The following is a 24,411-nucleotide window of genomic DNA, read 5'->3' as shown; positions in this document are numbered from 1 at the left end:
GGAGCTCGATTCCCTTGTAAAGTGATTCCAAGCTAGCCAGCTGAAGGTCTTTAGTCGGGCCGACGACATCTAGCAGCACGTTGTGGATCGTGTGACCTGATACGTCAGCTTGACGACCTAGATCCTCCCGGACAGATGTGATCTGATTTATCAGTCGCTGGCCATGCCCAACTCGATCATCACGGGGCGGAACGCGGTACTCGCCGCCTCCGCCTCCGCGAGGTCGCGTGTAGTCGCGCCGATCGCCGGGGTCGTTGATGTCAATGTGCTTAAAACGATCCATCAACCTCAGACCCCCGATCAACCGCGATGGTGTCGCCGTGCAATCGCTTGCTGTAACGCCGCTGCAGTGGTCTTATCGCGACCGTCCAAAACTGCGTCCTTGGCTGCGTCATCACATGCCTGAACAATTTCAGCGTGGGATAGACCCGCGGCCAAATCTGCAATCCTCTTCCAGTTCGGTCGGTCGGGGACAAAAGACCCAAGCCGTCGCTCGATGAGCTCTCTCGCCATCCCCGCCGCAGGCATCTCGTAAGTGAGCACATCGTCAAATCGCCGAAACACCGCAGCGTCAATGGTTGGCGCTAGATTGCTGGCCGCTACCAAGAGACTGTCCGACCGGTCGCTCTCAATGAACACGAGAAAGGCATTGAGAACGCGGCGAATTTCCCCGACATCCTGGCCACCGTACCGCTGCGATGCGATGGCGTCGAACTCGTCAAACAGGTAGACGCCACGGCGATCTCGCATCATGTCAAACACGAGCCGCAATTTGGCCGCCGTTTCCCCCAGGTACTTCGTGATCATCGTGTGAAACTGAACGGTCAGAAGAGGCAACTGGAGTTCCCCGGCCAGGCACGCTGCGGTCATCGTCTTGCCGCAGCCCGGCGGGCCAAGAAGGAGAAGTTTCCTTCGCGGCGAGAGACCGTGATCGGCTAGCTGGTCGGCTTGGCGGTACTCACGCAGCACGCGCGTCAGGCGGTCCCGCAGATCCGCCGGCAAAATCATGTCACGAAGCGTCGTCTTAGGAAACGAGGCCGCGATCAGACCGCTCAGCTCACCGGTCGGCTGTGCAATCGGTACGGTCCGCCGGTCGGGCTCAGCATCGGTGGCGCGCCGCACGGAATCTACGAGGTGCCTGAGCTCATCAGCGAGCTTGCGGTTTCCCGACTTTGCCGCGTGCGCAGAGATCTGAGAGGCGACGGAAAGGAAGCGCGCACGGTCACCCTCGGCGTAGCTCGAGATGAGAGCCTTGAGTTGTTGTGCGGTTGCCATGGCTCGTGCTCCTCGTCATCAGGCTACATCGTACGCTGTGTCGGGCCCTTCCGGGCTCGTGGGGCTTCCCTTGACGGATCGGCGCGAACCCCCTCCAGACTGGAAGTTCGTGTGGTTTGGCCGCTTTCCAACGCTCACCCCACCTGCCGCATGATCTCTGCCACCTTGCCGTGGTCCCGCTCGGCGTAGACCGCGTCGGTGACCTGGGCCGAGGAGTGGCCGAGCGCCAACTGGGCGGCCTCGAGGCCGAAGGCCCGGCGGATCTCGGTTGCGGCGGTGTGCCGGAGTTGGTGCGGGTGCCAGCGGTGGGCTTTCTGCCACGCCGCCTGGTCGGCCTTCTGCTTCGGGGTCAGCCGGGCCCGCCAGTCGGCCACCGTCTCGACCTCTCGCCGCCCGAGCGGGGGCGGTGGGGGAAAGGCTCGGTCGCACGCCCGGCGGATCGCGACGTAGTAGCTCGCGGTTGTGTATCGGTCGCCAACCGCCCGCTCCGGATCCAGCGATCGATTCGTCCCAATCCGGTTGCCGCACGAGAGCGGTGTCTTGCGGGCCGCGTTGGCCGCCGCCCGGCGCTCCGCTTCGGCTTCCGCCGGGCTGAACACGAATGACTCTTGATCGCGGCCCTCAAGGAATGGCTGGAGTACGGCCTGGGCCCGTGGCCCGAGCACGATCGTCCGTTCCATCGAGCGGAACTGATTCTTGTGTTCTCTCGGGCGGAACAGCCAAACCGCAAGCTCGTCGCCAACGCACATTCGCTGCTCGATGTCAGATGGACGCATCCCGAGCAGCTCGCCCGGCCGAGCGCCGGTGAGCAATTGGAGATCAATCACGGCGGCGACCTGCCTGCTCACGAATGGCCGGACGGCGTCCACGCGCTCCTGCGGGACCGGGGCAACCTTCTTGCCCTCTCGCGCCGAGGTGCGCCCACGCTTGAGCGCCTCCACCGTATCGAGCGCCTGGTAGACGGACGCCGGGATCATCTCCTGTGATGCGGCCCAGCGGAACATCCGGCGCAGCCGCTGCACCTGCTGGTTGATGTACCCGCGCGACCACGCCGGGCGTGGCGGGTCGCAGGTGTCGTCGCTGGCGATCATTGCCTCGCGGAGCGCCCGGAGCTTCTTGGGCCCGAAGTTCTCGGCCGCCTCGCTGCCGTGGTACTGCCGGAGCATCCGCAGCACCACCCGCAGCGTGCCCGACTCGTTCGGCTGGTAGTACCGCTGCGCCCAGCGCCAGTAGGCGGCGATCACCATCGCTACGGTCGGGCGTCCGTCGACTGCTTCGGCCTGCGCGGAAGCGCCGCGCTCGATTCCGGCGTCGGCGGGGTCGGGGTGGCGTCGGCTACTCGCTTCCCACGCGGCGATGAGGCGGTGGTAGCGCTCTCGGCTGGCGGGCGAGCCATACTCACCAAGCCAGTAGTCGCGGCGGCGCTTCGTGACAGCGTCGGTGAGTGTGACGATGGCTTGGTCGTAGCCAGAACGCTTCCGATACGAGGGTGGCCGGTTTGCATTTTGAGACATGACGGTCGCTCCCGAACGCTGGAGCGCGGTGTAGCACCGCGCTGATTTTGGCGTTTCGGGCTGCGCCGCCGGTTGGCGGGTTTCCGCAAGTCGCGGACTCAGCCAGAATTGTGAACAAAGCGGGTGATCGGAATCGAACCGACGACATTCAGCTTGGGAAGCTGACGTTCTACCGCTGAACTACACCCGCAGCGGGGGCTTGGCCCGGGTCAATACTATCGCGGCTTGGGGGTGTTCGCAAGGCGGCGGTGGGGCTTTCGGCGGAGTTCACCTGGTCATTGGGCCGGTGGGGATACATGTGTTGTGGGGTGCGTGTTGAGGGTGCGTGTGAGGGGTGCGTGTTGGAGCGGTGAGTGATGAGTGGGTGAGCCTGTGCGGATGGGTTCAGCCCCACATCAAGACTGCCACGATCAATCCGATTCCGCCTCGCGCCACCCACACGAGCACTGCGACAATCGCAGCGTCGCGGATGTCGATCTCGAGGAACTTGATCAGCAACCCGATGAGGATCACGACCGAGGCGAACCATGGCAGGAATGGAAATGGGATCTGGCCGAGGAGGGCTCCTGCTCCGAAACTCAGGCCATAGGCGGCACAGACCTGGAGCATTGTGGTGCCGACGTTCTGAGACCAGCCGATCCACATGGCTGCACACAAAAAGTACACGACGCAGGCCACGACGAGTGACACGGCAAGAAAGATGCCCATGAACACCATCATCTCAAGGGGCGAGTCCCCGGTGATGGCAGCACTGACGCCCTGCGTCATGAGAGCTACTCCCGTACCAATCGTGACACAGAGAGCAGCGACGATGGCGGGGCTGTCGCGCCATGTCTGCTTTCTTTTGGCTTCGGCGTGGCGCAGCGCGGAGAGGGTGATGACTTTGCCACATTCCGGACAACGTCCGAACGCATTGCCGCGCAAGTCGTAGCCGCAGCTGGGGCATGGGATGGGATTGCCGGCCTGCGGTGGCGTTCGCGGGCGGGGTTTGGGGGACTCGGCAGGCGCGAGTTCGTAGATGCCTTCGTCGGGGGTTGAATTCATCAAGACAGCATACAAACTCTTCTGATTCTTGTACCCCAGCCCTGCTCGCAAGGGTTGTGGTGCTGTGGTCCGTAAATGTTGAAGGAGAAGAAAAACTTGGTGCGGGGCGTGCACGAAGGCGGAATCGCAATATCCTATTTACAAGTCCGTTATCTTGTCGGACGAGAAAGATGGAGGCTGCGGAGTGGCTCAACAGATTGTCGAAAGCGCTTCGACCGGCGGTCGAGTTGTTCGAGGCGGGGCTGTTTGGTTGACGTTGCTGGCTTTGGGCGCGGCTGGTGGGTACGGGCTTGCGTTGGCCGATGGTTTCACGGGGCGTGGCACCGAGGAGCACCTGCCGCCGATTCCGTTTCCTGCTGAAAACACACTGACCGAAGAGAAGCGTGTGCTGGGCAAAATCCTGTTCTGGGATGAGCAGCTCTCGACCGACAACACCATGGCGTGCGGGACATGCCACATCCCGAGTTTCAATGGCATGGACCCGCGTCGCGGGCGCAACCCCGGGCCGGACGGGATTCTCAACACGCCCGACGACAAGCTCGGTTCGCCGGGCGTGATTTCAGCCGATGCGAACGATGAGTATGCACCGCTTGCGCCGTTTGGGCTTCGGCGTCAGATTACGCCACGCACCGCGCCGACGAACTTCATGTCGATGTATGCGCCCGAGTTGTTCTGGGATGGCCGTGCGGGTGGCGAGTTCCGCGACCCGTTGACGGGTGAAGTGCTTATTGCCAGCGGGGGCGCGCTCGAGAATCAGGCGATCGGCCCGGTGCTCAGTGACGTGGAAATGGCGCACGCCGATCGCGACTGGGTCGCGGTGTCAAGCAAGCTCTCGGCAGTTCGTCCGCTTGCGCTGGCGACGGCGCTTCCACCCGACATGGCGGAGGCCATCGAATCGCATCCGACGTATCCGCAGTTGTTCGAAGCGGCATTCGGGACCGGGGCGGTGACGCCGGCGCGCATTGCGTTTGCGATCGCGACGTATCAGCGGACGCTGTTTCCGGATCAGACGCCCTGGGATGGCTGGATGCGAGGTGATTTCTTCGCGCTCACGCCTGCGCAGCGAGCGGGCATGGAGGTTCTTGAGGCGTCGTTCTGTGCGCCGTGTCATATGCCTCCGATGTGGACGGATCAGACGTTTCGCAATATCGGCCTGCGGCCGGTGGCTGAGGATCGCGGGCGACAGGACGTGACGGGGCTGGCATCGGATCGCGGCAAGTTCAAGGTGCCGACGCTGCGCAATGTCGGGCTCAATGACCGCTTCATGCACAACGGGCAGTTCGAGACGATCAACGATGTGTTCGACTTTTACGCGCGGCGCAACGGGCATGTGTCGTTCGCGGACAACCGCGACTCGCTGGTGGGGGGGCCTATTGCTTTCAACGCGCAGGATCAGGCACGCATCATTGATTTCATCGTCAATGGCCTGACGGACCCGCGCGTCGCGGCCGAGGCGTTTCCGTTCGATCGTCCGACATTGCACAGTGAACGTGCGCCCAATCCGGCGCTGCTTGGTGGCGGGACGCCTGGGACAAGCGGGTTCGTGCCACGCATGATCGCGAATCGGCCTCCGGTGCTGGGCGATGCGGGCTTTCGAGTAGGGCTTGATGAAGGGCTGTCGGGGGCAATGGCGGTGCTGCATGTGTCGCGCACTCCGCCGCAGGGCGGCACGCTGATTCCTGATGAAGTGCTGGGACCTGTGGTGCTCGGTGGGAATCAGCCGGGGCAGGGGTTTGCGACGCTTGCCTGGCCGATTGATGGCGACGGCTCGCTCGACGGGGACATCGTGTTCATGCAGTGGGTGGTGACCGACCCTGCGGCAGCCGGCGGGCAGGCGCGGTCGCGCATCGCTCAACTGACGTTGTTCTGCGGCACGGGGCGTTGCGAGAGCGTGATGTGCCTGGGTGATTTTAATGGCGACGGGGAGGTCGATTTCTTCGACGTGCAGGCGTTCTTGACCGCTTTTTCGGCACTGGACCCCAAGGCTGACCTTGTACCCGATGGCGAGTTCAACTTCTTTGACGTGCAGATTTTCCTCTCGGCGTTCTCAGCCGGTTGTCCGTGAGGCTCGGCGGTTTGTTCCCTTTGGACCTGGTCGCCCGCCTCAGGCTGTGTTGAGAGTGCGGAATTGGCGAAATGAGCAATTTCTTTGCGAGGAATTGCCTCGATTTCGGTCGGGCGAGTCTGTACAGTGGTTGAGCCTCGAAGGGTGGCGCGGCCGCGCGGCCTCGCAGAGTGCTGCACGAGGAAACGGGGAGGAATGTCGGGCGTTGCTTTCGTCCGACCGATTGCACGGGAGTGAGCATGAACAGAGGGAATGGGTGTTTGGCCTTCACGGCCGGGGTGATGCTGTCGGCGATGATGGCTCAGGCAAGTGTTGACGGTCTTCGCGTTGTGACCTGGAATATCTCGAACTATGCAGGTGGGCGTCAGGTTGATCTGACGACATCGATCTATGGTGTGTTTGAAGGCCGATCGATGGACCCCGACGTGCTCGTAGTGCAGGAGTTCATCTCGCAGTCGGCTGTTGACACGATGCTCGGCATCTTGAACAACGCACAGGCAAGCCCGGGCGACTGGGCTGCGGCTCCATTTGTCAACGGCCCGGACACCGATGGCGCGATGTTTTATCGCACGAGCAAGGTCGAGTTTCTGGGGCTGACGATCCTTCCGGCCGATCCCGGCACGACCGGCGCTCCGCGCGATGTGCAGCGCTATGACATTGGTCTGGTTGGATACGCCGCACCTGCGAGCCAGATTGCGATCTACAACTCGCACATGAAGGCGGGCTCATCGTCGAGCGATCAGGCGCGGCGATTGATCGAGGCACAGAAGATCCGCACGAACGCCGAGACGCTTGATCTCGATGTCAACATCATGCTGGTTGGGGACTTCAATATCCAGTCATCGAATCAGGCTGCCTACCAGCATCTGATTGCAACCATCGCAAACTATGGCAAGCAGTTTGCCGATCCGATCGGCACGCCCGGAAGCTGGAACAACAACTTTGCGTTCAGGTTCGTGCACACGCAGGACCCGATCGGGGCTGGCGGCATGGACGATCGGCACGATCAGATTCTGGTTGATCCATCGTTTGGTGATGGGGTGGGGCTTGAATATCGCGGCGCTTTTGGTGTGCCGTACTCGACCACAACGTGGGATGATCCGAATCACTCGTATCGCTCGTGGGGCAATGATGGCACGAGTTTCGATCTGGCTCTGCGCACCGTCGGCAACACGATGGTTGGCGAGGCCATCGCGATCGCACTTCGCAATGTCGCGACCAGTGGCGGGCACCTTCCCGTGTTTGCCGACTTTATCGTGCCAGGAAAGATCTTTGCCGATACCGTGATTGATCTGGGTTCGATCCCGGTCGGTTCGGTTGTGCAGGGGACGTTGAACGTCGGGAACGGTGGGAATGTCGCGCTGTGGGGCCCGACGGGTGTGGGATCCATCAATTATGTGTTCGATGCCGACCCGGGTATCGTGCTTGCGGCGGGTCCGTTTGCTGACGAGGCCGGGGGCACGCTGAACGAGCATGAGTTTGCGTTTGAGTTGGCGGTCGACCACCCGGGTGGGCCGGTGTCGGCCGAGGTGAGAGTGATCTCGGATGATGTCGATCAGCCGGTTGTCACGATTGTCATTCAGGCCAATGTGCTCGCGGGATGTTCGCCTGCGGATCTGGCTTTGCCATTCGGCGTGATCGACTTCTTCGACGCGATGGTGTTTCTGCAGGCGTTTTCGAGCAATGACCCGCTGGCCGACCTCAATGACGACGGCGAGTTCAATTTCTTTGATGCCCAGTTGTTCCTTCAGGCATTTGCTGAAGGATGTCCGTAATGGATGAGGCCGCGCCCGGTTTGCTTCGGGCGCACGGTGAAGGAGAGTTGAGATGAAGCAGTTCGTAAGTGCAGCCTTGTGTGTCATGGCGTCGAGTGTGAGTCTTGTCGGCGCACAGTGGACATCGGACCCGGCGGTCAATACGCCTGTTGTGGCGGCTTCGTTCAATCAGGATGTGTTTAAACTCGGAGTCGCGCCCGATGGTTCGAGCTGGGTCGGTTGGTACGACTTTCAGCCAGGCGGCGTGCAGGTGCGTGTGCAGAGGCTTGACGCCGACGGCAATCAGACGTTCGACCCGGCGGGGCTCGTCGTCTCGGCCAATCCGCAGAATACGTCTGTGACCGACTGGGATCTTCGTGCTGACGCGAGTGGCAACTGCATGCTCGCGTTCAACGACATCCGCGCGGGAGGCGATCTGGACATCTATGCCTATCTGATCAGTCCGACAGGCACGATGCTGTGGGGCGCGAATGGCGTGACGATTTCCGACAACACCGACTTTGAAGCCGATCCGCGCATTATCCAGAATGGTGCGGGCGAGTATGTGGTGATCTGGTCGCGCTCGGGCACCGGGCGAGGGCTCTACATGCAGCGACTGGCAGCCGATGGCACGCCTCAGTTGGCGGCTGGAGGGCTCAAGATCGCTGGTGTGAGCACTGAGTCGCCGGCGTTTCATGAAGTTGTGGCGGTCGGCTCGTCAGACGTTGTGGTCTCGTGGGTCCGCGACACCACGTCCTTTGCCAGTCCGCGGCATGTCTTTGCGCAACGTTTCAATGAGAGCGGGCAGCCACAGTGGGGGAGCGACCCTGTCATCGTCATGAATGCGACCGTGGTTCCGATCGCTCATCGCCCGCGATTGATTGCCGATGCAAACAATCAGACGGTCATCGCCTGGCACGACACTCGCACCGGCAGTTTCCGTGCCTATGTGCAGAGGCTTGATATTTCGGGCAACTCGCTCTTTCCGTCCAATGGCCGTTCTGTTTCGAATGAGGCCAACCGACTTCAACTCGATCCGGCGATTGCGCTTGCTCCGAGTGGTGATGTCATGATCTTCTATCGGAATCTCGATTCGGCACAAAGTCAGCAGAGCATCAATGTTCAGCGGCTGGATAGTGTGGGCGATCGCCTTCTGGGCGAATCGGGCATCGAGCTGCTGCCATTCAACAACCAGTTCAAATCACCCCCACGCGCAGCCCGTATCAATGGTGGTGTTGCGGCCATTCTCGATCGTCAGCCCGACTTTGGCAACCCCAATGGTGTGCTCGAACTCCTGCGTGTCGCGCCGAACGGGTCGTTCATTGACGCGGGGCCGATCAGTGTGTCCACAGCCACGAGTCAGAAGGGTCGTCTTAATCTCGCTGAGGCCGGCGGTGGAGCGCTCATCGCCGCTTGGAGTGACACACGCAATGGCGACATCGACGGCTATGCACAGCGCATCAATGCGGATGGTTCGCTTGGCAGTGGGGGCACGCCATGCATCGTGGATCTCAACGGCGATGGCGAGGTCAACTTCTTCGATGTGCAGATCTTTCTGGCAGCCTTCTCGGCCCAGCAGCCGCCCGCGGACTTCAACGGTGATGGCGAGTACAACTTCTTTGACGTGCAGATCTTCCTTCAGGCATTTTCAAACGGGTGTCCATGAACCGATGGCGTATTGAGCACAGGTTTGCCGCGTAGACATAGTGAAGGGAGATTCCCATGGATCGTGTGACCCATTCACTTTGTCGCGTGCTTCGCAGTCTGACGTTGGGTGCCTTGTTGCTTGGTTCTGGCGCGGCGGATGCCGGTCCGGTGCCTATTCCCGTCATCAATCCCTCGTTCGAAGCAAATCCGGTTTCCCCCGGGTGCTTTGCCGTGTTTGGGCCTCAGGGTTGGGAGGCATTCGATCCGGGCGGCATCTTGGATAGTTCTCTGGATGTGCTTGGCGGGTTGCATCCGCAAGGCGGGCCGTATTACGTTGCCCCGCCGCCCGATGGGCAGCATGTCGCCATTGTCTTTCTTTCGGGTGACACCGGGACCACACCTGCTGGCTTGCGACAGTTTCTGGGGGCAACACTTGAGCCGAATCTACGCTACACACTGAGTGTTGGAGTGGGCAACATTGCCTCTGGCACAGGCCCACCGCCTTGCGATGTTTTCGGGTTTTTCAATCTTGATGGCTTTCCCGGGTATCAGGTCCAGCTGCTCGCGGGTGGTGTCGTTATCGCGCAGGACGACAACACGCTCGATGGCCAGCTCGGCGAGGGCGAGTTTGGAACGAGCATCGTCGAACTCGACGTTGACGCCGACCACCCGCAGATCGGGCAGACGCTCGAGATTCGACTCATCAATCTCAATCTGCCGGGTACGGTCGCCGAGCCTGGAATTGAAGTGAACTTCGACGACGTGCAACTGACCGCAACGCCGCTCGGCACCAAGTGTCCGGCGGATCTGACGGGCGATGGTGTGCTCGACTTCTTCGATGTACAGTTGTTTCTCGCGGCCTTCGCAGCCTCGAACGAAGCAGCCGACTTCAACGGCGACGGCCTGTTCGACTTCTTCGATGTGCAGCTCTACCTGCAGGCTTTTGCCGCCGGTTGTCCATGAGAACTCGGTCGAGGGAAGCCCGAGCCCGAACCAGTTGTGGCCTATTCCTCGTTGAATCCGCGCGCGACGAGTTCGGACAGGGCCTGCACGCATTGAGCGGCATCCTGGCCTTCAGCGACGATTTCGAGTTGTGTCCCTTGCGTGGCAGCAAGCATCATCATTTCCATGATGGACTTGCCACTGACGCTTTCGCCGCCCTTAACGACAGCGACCTCGCACTTGAACTTCAAAGCGGTCTGCACGAACTCGGTCGCTGGGCGCGCGTGAAGTCCGAGCGAATTGACAATCGTCACCTTGGCAGCGGCGCGCTGGGCCATGTCGAGTTCCGTACGATGCTGCACGTTCGATCCGCGTGCCGACGTCAGCCCGCGAGCAACTGATCGTCCGCTTCCTGCATGAGCGTCATGACGTCATCGGGCGTCGTTGCCTGTCGCAGGAAGCGTCTGAAGGTGTCCTTGCGCAGGTTCTTGAAGATGGTTTCCATGGCCTGGAGATGTTCTTCCGGGCGATTGAGCGGGCTGAGCAGAAGAAAAATCGAGTAGACCGGCTGCTTGTCGAGCGCGTTGAAGTCGACCCCGCTGGGGCTGAGTCCGACAGCCGCGACAAGCCGATCGACTGACGCGTGCTTGACGTGGGGCACTGCCACGCCGCGACCGAATCCGGTTGAACTCATAATCTCGCGATCGAGCACCTTCTTGACGAGTTCATCGCCCAGTGCCGCATCGGCAGCCCCCGAGGCGAGCAACGCGCCGACCAGTTCGCGGATGACGTCGTCGCGAGTCTGAGACTGAAGAGTGCAGACCACGGCTTTCTTGATGACCAGTTCGCTCAACTTCATGTGTCACGCATCCATGAAGCGAGGCATTTCAGCCCCGCTTGCCTTGTTTGAGTTTTTCCTTGTAGTCCGTCAACTGTCTCCGACTCTTTGATACGGTTGCATCAATAGCTCCGTACACGTCTTCGCCGTCGGTATGAGACACGAAATTCTCATGCTTCTCGACGTCGACAACAAGCTCGACGCGATACACGCGATCGTGGTCAGGCTTCGAGATGGTGCATGTCACCAGTTGCGTCCCATCAAAGAACTTCGGAAGTTTCTCGATCTTCGATTCCGCATACTCCCGAATCGCGTCTGTTACTTCAAACTGACGACCCACGACGTCAATCCGCATTGCTTGCCCCCACGCCGGCCGAGCCGGGTATCAAAACCCACAGCATAGCAGACTCGAAACCTCTTGCCCAATCCGACCGGTCATTCACCTTCCGTTTGGGGCGCATCCTTGGCTTTCTCCACGAGACCTTGCGTTGACGCTGCAATATCTTCGGCCTTGAGGGCACGCAGCGTCACTTCCTTGTCCGGGACCAGCACTCCTGCGGTGATGACAAACCGCAACGCCTGATCCATTGGCATATCCATTGCCCTGACCCGACGACGATCCACATTGATCGTAAAGCCCGTAAAAGGCGTCGGAGAAGTCGGGATGAACACGCTGACCACTTCACCCCCTGCCAACTCATCCGCACCGCGGAATGACTCGCCGGTCAGAAAACCCAGCGTCCAGATGTCCTTGCTCGGGTATTCCACGAGCACGACCGTTCCAAACGCCATGGCCCGATCACCCAGGATCAGTTCCACGAGCTGCTTGACGTGCGGATAGACCTGCTTGAACCCGGGAACCCGCGAGATGAGCCTTTCGAGCCGACCATACACCTGCTTGCCCACGAAGTTTCCGAGCAGGAGCCCCGCGAGATAAATCAGCAGCACCGCAATCACGAGGCCGACGAACTGCAGGTACCACCGGTCGGCCCAGAATCCTTGCAGATATTCGCGCCGATACTCTTCCGAAATCTCGTCGCGGCGAATCTTGAGGACCAACGCGCGCTCTTCCGGATCGTCGGGCCACTTTCCCGCCTGGCGCAGTTTTGTCCTGACCTGTTCGTCCGAGATGACATACCACGCTGGTGGCTTGTTTTCATCCACCACCAGCGGCATCGCCCACACCGTGCCAAAGCGAATCCCCCGGTTGATCGGCTCGGCAACGTTGTTGAGCAGGAACAGGAACGCCTGCCACAAAATCCAGAGCGTCACGATCGACGGGAGCAGAATCGCAAGCCCTCGGCCAAAGAACTTCTTGAAGTCACTCTGGAAACTCGTGTCTGCTTTCATGTTGTGCCACTCACCATCGCCTCAACCTTGTCCACGACACCGCTCATGATTCGGAGGGTGCATCGTCGAAGTACGCATCCGGATCATCGGGTTGTTCGGAAATCAGTGCTTCCAGATCAATCGCATCCGCGTCAAATCCGAGAACGGTGTCGTCGGTCGGGTGCATGTGACCCTTGCCCCGACGCCCGCCGGCCTTCTTGGCTTCACGCGCGGCCGCCTCTTCTGCCCGCCGACGACTTCGATAGATCACCCGGATCGGGATCTCGGCAAACGGCAACTCCTCACGCAAACGATTCATCAGAAACCGCTCGTACTGGCTGTCAAAAAGCACAGGGCGATTCACCACCAGCACCAGCGTCGGCGGGCCCGTCCGCACTTGAGCTGCAAAAAGCACGCGACCATGATGGCCGAACTTGTTGGTTGGGCCTTGCTTCTCGATGATGTGCTGCACTACGCGATTGAGTTCGCCGGTCGAGACGCGCGTCTGAGCCTGAGCATTGAGGTCAAAGGCCAGCTCTAGCACGCCTCGCACATTGAGCCCATCCTTGGCCGACATGAACGCGATGGGCGCAAAGCTCAGCCCGCGCAGTTCACGCCGGATGTACTTCTCGTAATCTTCCACGCCGATTTTCTGCCCGTGAGGCCCGGCGCGACCCTCGACCAGATCCCACTTGTTCACCACAATCAGGACCGGCTTGTATGACTCGACAACCAACTGCGCCAACTGCTCATCAACCTGACTCACATCGGCTGTCGCGTCGATCATCAGCAGCACCACGTCCGACCGGTCGATCGCGCGCTTCGAGCGATCAAAGGCGTACCACTCGATCGGACCCTGAAAACTCTTCTTGCGCCTCAGGCCTGCGGTATCGATCACCAGAAACGACCGCCCGCCGAGCTCGAAGTGCACATCGATCGCGTCGCGCGTCGTGCCGGCAATTTCCGAGACGATCACACGGTCTTCACCCGCGAGACGATTCACCAGCGTACTTTTGCCGCTGTTGCGCTTGCCGACGATCGCAAGTTTGAGATCGACCTCCGGCTCGCGTTCCTCGCTGTACTCGACGAGTTCATACAACTGGTCGATCAGGTCGCGCCGAAAATAATTGCTCTTGGCTGAGCACATCAGCGGATCGCCAAAGCCCAGCGCTGCCAGTTCGTACGCGTGCGCTTCCCACTTCGGGCCGTCAACCTTGGTCGCCACCACGCGGACATTCACTTGCCCGCCGCCCGTGCTGCCGAGGCGCTGCTCGCGCAGCATTGTAGCGATCTCTTCATCGGCGCTCGTCGGCCCGGCCTGCGCATCGACCGCAAAAAGGATCAGGTCCGCATTCGACACCGCTTCGCGAATCTGAAACTCGATGTCCTTGGTCAGGGTTGACAGATCCTGCCCGGTTTCGTCGTAGCGTCCATCCTGGGCCACATACACCCCGTAGCCGCCTGTGTCGGTCAGTTCGATGGGTTTGATTGGTCCGCGACCGTCGGGGCTGTCAAGTTCGACAATCACCGACACGCGGTCACGTGTCACGCCGGGTGTCGGGTCAACGATCGCCACGCGCTCGCCAGCGAGCATGTTGAGCAGCGAACTCTTCCCGACATTCGGGCGACCGACGATGGCGACACGGGGTACGGGCATGGCCCTGATCCTACGACCGCTCGGCGAACAAAGGGGTCGCAAAGCCTTCGCAATCGCTGTATCCTTTATTCCGACGCATGATTTCCGGCTTTAACGCTCTAGGTCTGTGGTACGTCTTGCTGCTTGGTGCGGCTCTGGGGGTGGTTGCGCCCATCGCCCAGGCCGGCCAACTGCCCGAGGATCCACCTGACCAAACCCTTCTAGGCCCGGTCGCGAGGCTGATGTCCATTCACCCCGAGCATGCCGACAACTCTGACCTTGAGCCAATCGCACGGGCAATCGGGCAGGCGCGGATCGTGGTTCTTGCCCAGGCGTCGCCCGATGATGGTGCCGCTTTGTGGGCCATGACACGGTTGACCCGCTTTCTCATCCGGCAACATGGTTTCAGCGTGGTGGCGTTTGAAGCGGGTCTGTACGACTGTCGTGTGATGAACTTCCAGTTCGCTGCGGGAACGGACCCCATCATCGCTGCACCCCAGGGCCTTTCCGACTCACTGGCCCGCTCCGGGTTCACCAGCAATCTCTGGCGCGATACGTGGAGAAGTTATCTCACCCCTCGACCGATCGAGCTCTGTGGGTTCAGCCCCGAGTTCTCCGGCTTGCGCACTGCCCGCCAACTCCCCCGTGACCTGCTCGACTTCCTCGGCTCGATCGAGCCTCATCCGCTCAGCCGCGACCAACGGCGCACCTATCTGACCGCGCTCGAGCGCCTGAACGAAGCTGTCCAGGCCGATGACCACGCCCAGGTCGTCCGCGTGTGGGAACACCTCAATCAACTGCGCAGCGTTCTTTATGCCAACCGCGAAGCACTTCAAGCCGCGACGAGCGAGCTTGAGTTCGCGTGGTGGGACCGCATTGTCACCGATGCAGTGAGCAATGCGCAGGCCTTGATGCGCCTTGCGGGCGACGATTCACTCGTGAATCGGCGCGCTGCGATTCAGCGCCGGATGGGTGAGCATTTTGTGTGGCTGGCTACCGAGGTCTATCCAGGCCGCCGCATCATCGTCTGGGCCGATTCGCTAACGGCGGTGCGCGGGATCGATGAAATCACTACGAATCCGATGCCGACCAGCAACGTGCCTCTGGTTTCTGCCGGCCAGGCATGGCACAAAGCATTAGGAGATGATCTGTATGTGCTGACATTGACGACGGCCGGCGGATCGCGGGGCTCCATTCGAGGCGATGCCACAATGGTGCCAGTGCCGTCCGCCGACACGCTAGAGGCACGTTTTGCAGGCTTGAATTGGCCCTTTCTGTTCGCCGATCTTCGGACGACCGACCCGCGCGAGCCGGGGTGGGAGTGGCTCGATCAGCCCCAGCGTTCGGGTATGCTCGGGCTTGGGGCCGACGTTGGGCTCCCTTCAAACGCGACCGCCCGCGCCATGTGGCGCCTTCACATGGACGGCGTGCTTTTCCTTCGCTCGGCGTGGCCCAACAGTTTCGAGGGTCGATCGCCCGAGGGCGAGTCGCATACCGTGCAGTCGGAATGACGCGCGTTCGACCACTGATCCCGGTCATCATCGGTCCAACGGCAGGCGGCAAAACCGCTCTGGCAGTCGCGTGCGCGCACAAACTCTCCGCAGCCACCGACTGCCCGGCGCACATCATCAGTGCCGACTCTGTTCAAATCTATCGAGGGATGGACATCGGCTCAGCAAAGCCAACCGCGGCCGAGAGACAAGGAATTCCTCATCACCTCATCGACATCGTGGACCCCGAGGACGCCTTCACAGTTCACGACTGGTTGGCCAAGGCCGACGAACTGATCGAAGAATTGCAGCGCGGTGGAATCTGCCCGGTTGTGGTCGGTGGAACGCACCTCTACATCAAGGCGCTCGTGGATGGGCTCTTCCAAGGTCCGACACCTGACCCCGCCTTGCGCGAAGAACTCAACCTCCGCCCCCTGAGCACACTGAGGCACACACTCGAACAGGTTGACCCGGAATCTGCAGCCCGCATCCACCCCGCCGACCAGCGTCGAACTGTGCGCGCACTCGAGGTCTATATCCAGAGCGGGGTACCTATCTCCACGTTGCGACAGCAGTGGGACCGCCAGCACCCGCGCCGCGACGATCTGCTGCTCCTGGGGCTCGATTGGCCGACCGAGCAGATCAACAGCCGGATCAATTTTCGAGCGAAAGAAATGATGGGCCTTGGGTTCCTTGAAGAGGTCCGTGAACTCCTGCCTCGCATGGGGATTCAAGCCCGGCAGGCGATCGGGTACGCCCAATTGTCAGCCCACCTCCGCGGCGAATCCACGCTCGAAGACGCTCTCGAACTGATCAAAGTCGAAACCCGGCGATTTGCCAAGAACCAACGCACCTGGTTGAAACGGCTTTCGGCAAATTCCTCGTTCAGGTGGGTTCCTGGCGCGTCGGTTGAAAGCGAAGAAACAGCGCAAGATATTGTCAGACAATGTCTTGCAACCTGAAACCGACCTTCGGGTGCATGGTGCGCACAGCGAACAGTTGGAGGATCGGTGACGAATGATCCGAGAGAATCCTCCGCAACGAGCGCTTGACAAGCTCGTTGTTGGGGTCTTCTCTCACGATCAGGAATCCGAGATCACCATGGCAAAGCGAACGACGACAACAAGGAATAAACCCCAAGCCAAGCGTGGAAGTCGGCAGTCCTACAAGGCTGGCGACGCTGCGGGGAAGTCCCTCGTCATCGTCGAGAGCCCGAGCAAGGCCAAGACCATCAACAAGTATCTTGGCAGCGACTTTGTGGTGCTTGCAAGTATCGGGCATGTGCGCGATTTGCCTTCGAAGGCACCCAAGGGCGACAAGTCACCGGTACCGGGGGTGAACCTGGAGAAGCAGTTCGCACCGACGTATGAAATCCTTGATGGCAAGGAAGATGTGATCCGCGATCTGAAGAAGGCTGCGAAGGACGCCCGCGAGGTCTGGTTCGCAACGGACCTTGACCGCGAGGGTGAAGCGATTGCATGGCACCTGGCGCAGGTGCTCGGCATCGCGCCCAAGGACGCCAAGCGGGTGGTGTTTGCAGCCATCACAAAGAATGAAATAGAGAGGGCGTTCCACAATCCGCACCCGATTGATGTGGATCGTGTCAACGCCCAGCAGGCGAGGCGGATTCTGGATCGGATTGTGGGGTATCAGGTCAGTCCGCTGCTATGGAAAAAGGTGGCCCGAGGCCTGAGTGCGGGTCGAGTGCAGTCCGTGGCCGTGCGACTGGTCGTCGAACGCGAGCAGGAGATCCGGGCGTTCGTGCCCGATGAGTACTACCAGATCGAGGGGAATTTTGCGCTGTCGGCTGCGCTCGCTGAATCGCTCGGGCCCAAGTGGAAGAAGTTTGCCGGGCAGGTGGACGAGAAGGGCAATGGCCCGACGAAGAAGAAGCAGAACGCCTGGCTCAGCGATCACGAGGCGATCCACGCTGAACTGGTCGAAGTCGGAGGCTCAAAGTTCGAGATCGGGCAGAAAGGCAAAGACGAAAGCGATGCCGGATCGAAGTTTGACAAGTCTCAGACGTGTGATTTGACAGGCGAAGTCGCGCGTGTGCTCGAGCTCTGTGGCGGGAAGTCGATCGAGGTCCAGACAGAGGAAGACACGGAAGGCAAGGGCCCGGCGCGGTGGAAGCGGAGAATCTCGGTCGAGATTGACCCGAAGGTGCCGTACCGTATCCGGTCGATTGAGACCAAGCAGACGACGACACGCCCGAGCGCGCCGTTCATCACATCAACGCTTCAGCAGGCGGCTTCGAGTCGTCTGGGGTATGGGGCGCAGAAGACGATGCGTGCGGCGCAGGCGCTGTACGAGGGTGTCGAGATCCCTGGCGAGGGTCCGGTGGGTCTGATTACGTACATGCGTACGGATTCGACGCATATTGCGGGCGAGGCGCTCAATGCTGTGCGTGAGCACATCGGCAAGACGTATGGCAAGGACTATCTGCCGGAGAAGCCCAACTTCTTTGGTTCATCGAACAAGGCGGCGCAGGAGGCGCACGAAGCGATTCGCCCGTCATCTCTGGCGTATCCGCCCAGCAGAGTCAAGAACGCGCTGCGTGATGACCAGTTCAAACTGTATGAGTTGATCTGGAACCGGTTCGTGGCGTGCCAGATGACCAGCGCGCAGTGGGAATCGACGGCGTTTCTGATTGAAGGCGGAACGGACCCGAAGCAACCGGCAGTGTTCCGGGCGACCGGGCGAAGGCTGATCTTCGACGGGTTTTATCGCGTCGCCGGCGTGCCGACGGGTGATGACGTGGTGCTTCCGAAACTTGAGGAAGGGCGGGCTGTCAGTCCGTTTGCGCTCGATGCCGAGCAGAAGTTCACGAGTCCGCCTTCGCGCTATTCGGAGGCGAGCCTGATCAAAGTGCTCGAATCGGAGGGCATCGGGCGGCCTTCGACGTATGCGTCGATCATTCAGGTGATTCAGGATCGTCGATACGTCGAGCAGATCAGCCGTGCGTTTTATGCGACGGATCTGGGCGAGGTGGTGACGGAGAAACTCAAGGAAGCGTTCCCGAATCTGATGGATGTCGGCTATACGCGCGAGATGGAGACACAACTGGACAAGATCGAGGAGGAGCACCTCGACTGGATCGACATGCTGACGAAGTTCTATGGCGAGTTCAAGGCGAGTTTGGCACGAGCGCACGAGGAGTTGCAACATGCCAAGGCCGAGATTCAGCCTTCGCCGTATGACTGCCCGACATGCGGGAGTTCGCTGGTATACCGCTTCGGGAAGAACGGGCGATTCCTGAGTTGTTCGAAGTATCCGGAGTGTTCGTACGCGAGTCCGTGCGACAGGCAGGGCCGTCCTCGAACAGCGGAGTTTGTGAATGTGCGCTGCCCGAAGACGGGCCGTCCGATGGTGCGCAAGACGGGTCGGTTCGGGCCTTTCCTGACGACGATTCTGGAGAGTGGCGAAGAGCAGAGCGTCGGGATTATTCTGAATATTGACAAGAAAGGGCATGTGACGGCTCCGTCGCAGCCGCCTCTGGTGACGGAGATGCCATGCGAGAAGTGCGGCAGCCCGCTGAATCTGCGGGATGGCGCGCGGGGGCCGTGGCTTGGGTGCAGCGCGTTTCCGAAGTGTCGGGGGCGCGGCAAGTGGGCGGAGTTGCCCGAAAAGCAACGGGAGGCACTGGGGCGTGAACTCGAGCAGCACGCCACGGCGCATCCGATTCCGATCATCACGACGCTTGACGGGCGTGCGCTGACCGACGCCAAGGGCAAGCCGGTCAAGGACGCGCCGACGGTCGATCAATTGGTACTCGAGGAAGACCCGAGGCAGGCGTCAGGCAAGCGAGGGTCGGCAGCGTAGAGCAGTACGTCCGACACGGCGTGCTCGGATCCGATACTCTCTGGCAAGCCATGTCGAATCCTTCGGTCCTCCAGCGACTTCGCAAGATCATTGCTCAGCCCGAATCGGTGCTGATCGCGATCGGTGCGATTGTGGGGACACTGACCGGGCTGAGTGCGGTTGCGTTCGCCGAAGCGTTGCACAAGGTGGAGGATCTTTCGCAGGGGCTTCAGCGCGGAATGGCGGGTTTCGGGCCGGGGTGGATGTGGGTGGTCCTTGCGCCGGTTATCGGCATGGGACTCACGGGCGTGCTGGTGTATTTCTTTGCATCCGAGGCCAAGGGGCATGGCGTGCCTCAGGTGATGACTGCGATCATTCAGAAGGGCGGGGTGATGCGTGCCCGCGCGGGGCTGGTGAAGGTCTTTGCGTCGATTTTGACGGTCGGCAGCGGCGGCTCGGGCGGAACAGAAGGGCCGATCGTGCAGATCGGATCTGTGCTCGGCTCGTGGGTTGGGCAGAAGTTGCGCGTCGATCGACAGCAGTTGATGACGCTGGTCGGATGCGGGGCCGCGGCCGGAATCAGTTCGATTTTCAATGCGCCGATCGCAGGCGTGTTCTTCGTGCTGGAGATTCTGCTGCGTGATTTTTCTGTGCGGACTTTCACGCCGATTGTGGTCAGTTCGGTTTTCAGTGCGGTGACGACGCAGGCGGTGCTCGGGAGAAACCAGGCGATCTTTACAGTCGATCAGATGCTTCACGATACGCAGTTTCGGGTGGTGGAGCTTCCGAGTTTTGTGTTGCTGGGGCTGGTGTGCGGGCTGGTGGCGGTGGGGTTCAACCGCACGCTGCACGCGATCGAGGATGTGTATGAGCGGATTCGGATTCACCCGCTGCTCAAGCCGATTACGGGGGCGGTGCTGCTGGGGTTGATGGGGCTGGCTTTTCTGGAGGTTTCGCGCGCCAGCGGCGTGGTCGGCGACAGCGCGAGCATTCCGGCGATCTTTGGCAATGGATACTCGACAATACGCCATCTGCTCGAACCGGGCTCGTACACCAATGGTTCTCCAATGGCGACGGCGCTGGTGCTGGCGGCGATGCTGATCGTGTTCAAAGCCATCGCGACGAGCGTGACACTGGCGTCGGGGGGCTCGGGCGGGGTGTTTGCGCCGAGTCTGTTTCTCGGTGCTGCAGCAGGGGCGGGGCTGGGCACGGCGCTCGATGGGCTCAACCTGTTGCCCGGGAGCGCGACACCTGCGTCGTACGCTTTGGTCGGTATGGCAGCGGTGGTGGGCGCGTCGATGCACGGGCCTTTGACGGCGATTCTGATTCTTTTTGAACTCACACGGAATTTTTCGGTTGTGCTTCCGATCATGCTTGCGGCGGTGGTGGCCACGACCATCTCGCAGGTGGTGGATCGGGATTCGATCTACACGACCAAGTTGCGTCGACAAGGCGTGCTGCTCGGCGGGTCGCGAGATCTGACGATCATGCGCGGCATCGCGGTTTCGAGCGTGCAGCGTGTGCCGCTGCCATCAGAACCGATTTACGCGTCTGATCCGCTGAGCAAACTGATCACACTGCATGCGAACCATCATGTGCCGGATTTTGTGGTGGTCGATGCTGAGGGGCGATACATGGGGATGGTGACCGGTGCGGACATGCGCACGGCGTTGATCGACCGCGAGGCGATTCCCTTGCTTCTGGTGGCGGAGTTGTTGCGGAGTGACCTGCCGACAATTGTGGCCAGTGAGTCGCTGGCAACAGTGATGGACAAGTTTGCGGAGCATGATGTAGCGAGTTTGTGTTTGCTCGACCCGGCCTCGCCGGACAAGCCTTTGGCGCTCATCACGCGGTCGAACGTGATCAAACGGTATCACGCGGCACTGGGCGAGTCGTAGCGGAGTGGGATGAATGGGCTGGCAAGACGTGCTACGCTTTTGGACATTCTCCTGTCAGCGTGCTCGTGTTCATGGCGGAAACTCATCATGCCCATCAGAATATTGACGCTCGGACTGTTGTTCCTGTTCGCTTCGGGCTGTGGCAGCGCGTGGCAGCGGGCCTATGAGAGCCGATCAGCTTCATCGGTGTCGCGACTGCCAGCGAGTGTGCCGGTGGTGGTGCGCGAGGTTCCGTGGCCGAGGCTGGAGCAGGCGCTGACAGAACTGGCGCAGCGTCGAACGGCGAGCGATGTGCACTATGACGACTGGTCTCCCGAGGAGAAGCGTGCTGCGGATGCGGTGCTGCTGCGCGCGTTGCAGGTTCCTGAGCCTCACGAGGAGTTCGAGATTCTGGGTCGGAGTTCATTGAAGACGACTGACCGGCTTTCGCCGATGGATGGCTCGCTGGAGAAGTTTGCACGAAGCGTCGGGGCGACACATGTGATCTGGGGCGCGCGTGTGGTTGGCAAGGCGGACAAGGTTGTCCGCGAGCCGGTGCAGCACACGGGGTTCAGGCCGATCGAGTACTACGACCGATCAAATCGCCGTTATCGCACGCGGTACGAGTTTGACGACTGGACGACGTATGTGCCGGTCGTGGTTGAAGCCGACGAGACAGCATGGGTGGTGTACTACCTGCGCAAGTGAAGCGAGCGATGACGAGAGTGGCTACTTCCAGCAGGGTTGTTTGGGTGTTGCAGGCAAGCGTGATGGTCTTGCTGTGTGCCTTGAGTTCGGGGTGTCTGAAGCCTCAGTATCGATCGGGCAGTGGGTTGGCGGCCGGGGGCCTAGTGCGTGTCGAGCCGGGCCCATTTGCGCCGATGATGATTCGTGTGCATCCGCTGACACATCTTGATACCAATGAGAGTGGCGAGGTGGTGTTGCTGGTCCATGTGCAGATGCGTGATCGCTGGTCTGACGTGTGCAAGGGAACTGGAACGATTCAGTTCTTTCTGTATCAGCCGACGGGGCTGGGTGGGGCCGGGCAGGAAGAACAGGTGCTTCGTTGGGAGGTCAGTCTGGACGATCTGGACGCGAACGCGGTGTTTTTCGATCCGGCGACGCAAACGTACAGGTTCAGCCTCCGGAATTTGCCGTCTTGGGTGCAGCAGATGGCGCGAAGCGGCGACGGTGCGACCGCCGGGCCGGGAAGGTTTCGACTGCTTGCCAGGTTTGCGACGCCCAAGCCCGAAGGTGGGCACGCCGTCCTTGTCGATGAGCTTGTCATCTCGCGTTGACGGCACGCGCGAAGTCCTCGCGCTCGATTGGCATTGCTACCATCGCCCGGACGCTGTACAAGAGGGGAAAGCGCATGGGCGAATTGATCGCGGGCAATGCCATCATCGGGCAGTCGGGCGGGCCAACTGCCGTCATCAATCAGAGTCTGGTTGGAGTGGTTCAGGGCTTGCGGTCGCGCGGAGCCGGAACGTCCGGGCATCCGATCGGCAAGATCCTCGGCATGCGCCATGGGGTGCGCGGGCTGACCGAAGGTGAACTGGTCGATCTGACCGATCTGCCGCACGATCGCGGCGAACTGCTGGCACAAACTCCATCGGCCGGGCTGGGTTCGACACGCGACAAGCCCAATCAGGATTACTGCGAGCGCATTCTGCGGGCTTGCAAGCAGCACAATGTGCGGTACTTTTTTTATATCGGGGGGAACGACAGTTCTGACACCTGCCGCATTGTCAACGAACTCGCGGGCGACAGCGGGTATGAGCTGCGGTGCTTCCATATTCCGAAGACGGTCGACAACGATCTGGTGGAGAACGACCACACGCCGGGGTTTCCGTCGGCGGCTCGCTTTGTCGCCAAGGCCTGCATGGCGGACTTTCTGGACAACATTTCATTGCCGGGCATCAAGATCAATGTCATCATGGGTCGGCATGCGGGGTTCCTGACAGCTGCATCGGCATTGGCGCGGCGTGATGATCGTTACGAGTTCGAAGGTGGGACGACCGACGGGCCTCAGTTGATCTACCTGCCCGAGGTGCCGTTCGAGATCGAGCGGTTTGTGCAGGATGTGGCCGAGGTGTATGACCGGCGCCGTCGGTGCCACATCGCGGTGTCGGAGGGCATTTCGGACGCGAGCGGGAAATCGATCGGCGCGACGCTGATCAAAAACGCGCAGACCGATGCGCATGGCAATGTGCAGTTGTCGGGCTCTGGAGCGCTGGGCGATCAGCTTGCGGATCTGCTCAAGGAGCGGCTGACTCCGGTCGGCGGCAAGCCCGTGCGCGTGCGGGCCGATACCTTTGGGTATGTGCAGCGGTGCTTCCCTGATCCATCGCCGGTGGATCAGAGCGAAGCCCGAGGCGTGGGGCGATTCGCAGCGAGGCTTGCGATGTCGGGCGATCTTGATGGCTCGGTTTCGATCAAGCGTGCCAATGCTCCGGGCAGCGGCCAGCCCTACGCGGCGAGATTCGAGCGCGTTGATCTGAAGGCTGTTGCTGCCAAGACGCGCCATATGCCGTCCGAGTTCATCGAAGGGCATAACAATGTTTCGCGTGCGTTTCTCGACTATTGCAGGCCACTGGTGGGCGAGTTGCCGTTGTACGAACGCTTGTAGAGTTCGAAGCGGTCTACTCGGTGGATTTGCGAACTTGAGTCCTAATCAAACTTCTGATCGAGGTGCTTATCCATGATCCGCACGTCGAGCAGTTGGCCAAACTTCTCGCCTGCGCGGCGTTGGATGCCGATTGTTTCAAACCCGAGGCGTTCGTGAAAGGTCACACTGTGCCGGTTCTGGTCTACGACGCGCGCGATCACAACGCATGCGCCTGCAGCCTGGACCTGCCTGAGAGCAGCCTGCATCAGCAGAGTTCCTGCGCCTCGGCCCTGCGCGTGCGGCGCAACATAGACCGAGCTTTCGACCGTGCGGGCATAGGCTTGACGCGGCGACCAGGGCGCAATCGAAGCAAAGCCCAATACATTGTCACCCTCGGCGGCCACAAGGGCAAAGTGTCGCGGGGAATCATGCTCCACAAGCCATGCACGCCATTCGTCCATAGTGCGAGGGCACGTCATGAACGTTGCGATGCCTTCGAGGCATTCGCGGTCGTAGATGCTGGCGATGCCCGCGAGGTGACGCGGCTGGGCAGGCAGGATCGTGGTGGTCATGCGTGCGTTCTTTCGCGCC

General features: G+C 60.9%; 20 protein-coding genes and 1 tRNA gene. 11 read left to right on the top strand and 10 right to left on the bottom strand.

Annotation, left to right across the window (positions count from 1 at the left end):
- Positions 1 to 300: 300 nt before the first annotated feature.
- From KF757_04485 to KF757_04470, 4 genes are all read right to left on the bottom strand, one after another.
- Positions 301 to 1,275, bottom strand: coding sequence for an ATP-binding protein (locus KF757_04485; protein MBX3322228.1), 975 nt, complete (start codon positions 1,273 to 1,275; stop codon positions 301 to 303).
- Positions 1,276 to 1,409: 134 nt separating this feature from the next.
- The gene (locus KF757_04480) at positions 1,410 to 2,789 is read right to left on the bottom strand and encodes a site-specific integrase (protein ID MBX3322227.1); all 1,380 of its coding nucleotides are present in this window, start codon (positions 2,787 to 2,789) and stop codon (positions 1,410 to 1,412) included.
- 118 nt (positions 2,790 to 2,907) lie between these two features.
- A tRNA-Gly gene (locus tag KF757_04475) sits at positions 2,908 to 2,979 on the bottom strand.
- A gap of 194 nt (positions 2,980 to 3,173) precedes the next feature.
- Positions 3,174 to 3,833, bottom strand: a complete 660-nt coding sequence (locus KF757_04470) for a hypothetical protein (protein ID MBX3322226.1) — start codon at positions 3,831 to 3,833, stop codon at positions 3,174 to 3,176.
- A gap of 184 nt (positions 3,834 to 4,017) precedes the next feature.
- On the opposite strand from KF757_04470, the gene KF757_04465 reads away from it, so the two are divergent.
- From KF757_04465 to KF757_04450, 4 genes are all read left to right on the top strand, one after another.
- Positions 4,018 to 5,898 (top strand): hypothetical protein, encoded by a 1,881-nt coding sequence (locus KF757_04465; GenBank protein ID MBX3322225.1) that lies wholly within the window; start codon positions 4,018 to 4,020, stop codon positions 5,896 to 5,898.
- 239 nt (positions 5,899 to 6,137) lie between these two features.
- Complete coding sequence (locus tag KF757_04460; protein ID MBX3322224.1) at positions 6,138 to 7,673, top strand: hypothetical protein; 1,536 nt, start codon at positions 6,138 to 6,140, stop codon at positions 7,671 to 7,673.
- A gap of 52 nt (positions 7,674 to 7,725) precedes the next feature.
- Positions 7,726 to 9,318: a hypothetical protein gene (locus KF757_04455; protein MBX3322223.1), complete on the top strand. Its 1,593-nt coding sequence runs from the start codon at positions 7,726 to 7,728 to the stop codon at positions 9,316 to 9,318.
- A 56-nt stretch (positions 9,319 to 9,374) separates the two neighbouring features.
- A complete protein-coding gene (locus KF757_04450; GenBank protein ID MBX3322222.1) occupies positions 9,375 to 10,262 on the top strand; it encodes a hypothetical protein in 888 nt (295 codons plus the stop codon).
- A gap of 41 nt (positions 10,263 to 10,303) precedes the next feature.
- On the opposite strand, the gene KF757_04445 is transcribed toward KF757_04450, so the two are convergent.
- The 5 genes from KF757_04445 to der form a co-directional block, all read right to left on the bottom strand.
- Positions 10,304 to 10,603: an HPr family phosphocarrier protein gene (locus KF757_04445; protein ID MBX3322221.1), complete on the bottom strand. Its 300-nt coding sequence runs from the start codon at positions 10,601 to 10,603 to the stop codon at positions 10,304 to 10,306.
- Positions 10,604 to 10,623: 20 nt separating this feature from the next.
- A complete protein-coding gene (locus KF757_04440; GenBank protein ID MBX3322220.1) occupies positions 10,624 to 11,100 on the bottom strand; it encodes a PTS sugar transporter subunit IIA in 477 nt (158 codons plus the stop codon).
- Positions 11,101 to 11,128: 28 nt separating this feature from the next.
- Complete coding sequence (raiA, locus tag KF757_04435; protein ID MBX3322219.1) at positions 11,129 to 11,434, bottom strand: ribosome-associated translation inhibitor RaiA; 306 nt, start codon at positions 11,432 to 11,434, stop codon at positions 11,129 to 11,131.
- An 80-nt stretch (positions 11,435 to 11,514) separates the two neighbouring features.
- The gene (locus KF757_04430) at positions 11,515 to 12,429 is read right to left on the bottom strand and encodes a DUF502 domain-containing protein (protein ID MBX3322218.1); all 915 of its coding nucleotides are present in this window, start codon (positions 12,427 to 12,429) and stop codon (positions 11,515 to 11,517) included.
- Between the two features lie 43 nt (positions 12,430 to 12,472).
- Entirely contained in the window at positions 12,473 to 14,065 is a 1,593-nt protein-coding gene (gene der / locus KF757_04425; protein ID MBX3322217.1) for a ribosome biogenesis GTPase Der, read from the bottom strand.
- A gap of 77 nt (positions 14,066 to 14,142) precedes the next feature.
- Between der and KF757_04420 the strand changes: the two genes are divergently transcribed.
- The 7 genes from KF757_04420 to KF757_04390 all read left to right on the top strand — a co-directional run bounded on the left by KF757_04420 (position 14,143) and on the right by KF757_04390 (position 23,841).
- Positions 14,143 to 15,555: an erythromycin esterase family protein gene (locus KF757_04420; GenBank protein ID MBX3322216.1), complete on the top strand. Its 1,413-nt coding sequence runs from the start codon at positions 14,143 to 14,145 to the stop codon at positions 15,553 to 15,555.
- Positions 15,552 to 16,496, top strand: coding sequence for a tRNA (adenosine(37)-N6)-dimethylallyltransferase MiaA (miaA, locus tag KF757_04415; protein ID MBX3322215.1), 945 nt, complete (start codon positions 15,552 to 15,554; stop codon positions 16,494 to 16,496). Before KF757_04420 ends, miaA begins: the two co-directional genes overlap by 4 nt.
- 139 nt (positions 16,497 to 16,635) lie before the next feature.
- A complete protein-coding gene (locus KF757_04410; protein ID MBX3322214.1) occupies positions 16,636 to 19,356 on the top strand; it encodes a topoisomerase DNA-binding C4 zinc finger domain-containing protein in 2,721 nt (906 codons plus the stop codon).
- A 50-nt stretch (positions 19,357 to 19,406) separates the two neighbouring features.
- Positions 19,407 to 21,233: a chloride channel protein gene (locus tag KF757_04405; GenBank protein MBX3322213.1), complete on the top strand. Its 1,827-nt coding sequence runs from the start codon at positions 19,407 to 19,409 to the stop codon at positions 21,231 to 21,233.
- A gap of 87 nt (positions 21,234 to 21,320) precedes the next feature.
- Entirely contained in the window at positions 21,321 to 21,920 is a 600-nt protein-coding gene (locus KF757_04400; GenBank protein ID MBX3322212.1) for a hypothetical protein, read from the top strand.
- Positions 21,921 to 21,928: 8 nt separating this feature from the next.
- Positions 21,929 to 22,510: a hypothetical protein gene (locus KF757_04395; protein MBX3322211.1), complete on the top strand. Its 582-nt coding sequence runs from the start codon at positions 21,929 to 21,931 to the stop codon at positions 22,508 to 22,510.
- Positions 22,511 to 22,584: 74 nt separating this feature from the next.
- Positions 22,585 to 23,841, top strand: coding sequence for a 6-phosphofructokinase (locus KF757_04390; GenBank protein MBX3322210.1), 1,257 nt, complete (start codon positions 22,585 to 22,587; stop codon positions 23,839 to 23,841).
- A 41-nt stretch (positions 23,842 to 23,882) separates the two neighbouring features.
- On the opposite strand, the gene KF757_04385 is transcribed toward KF757_04390, so the two are convergent.
- A complete protein-coding gene (locus KF757_04385; GenBank protein ID MBX3322209.1) occupies positions 23,883 to 24,392 on the bottom strand; it encodes an N-acetyltransferase in 510 nt (169 codons plus the stop codon).
- Positions 24,393 to 24,411: the final 19 nt, after the last annotated feature.

The sequence above is a fragment of the Phycisphaeraceae bacterium genome (genome assembly GCA_019636795.1).
Lineage (GTDB): Bacteria > Planctomycetota > Phycisphaerae > Phycisphaerales > UBA1924 > JAHBWW01.
This window is presented reverse-complemented; position numbering and strand designations above follow the sequence as displayed.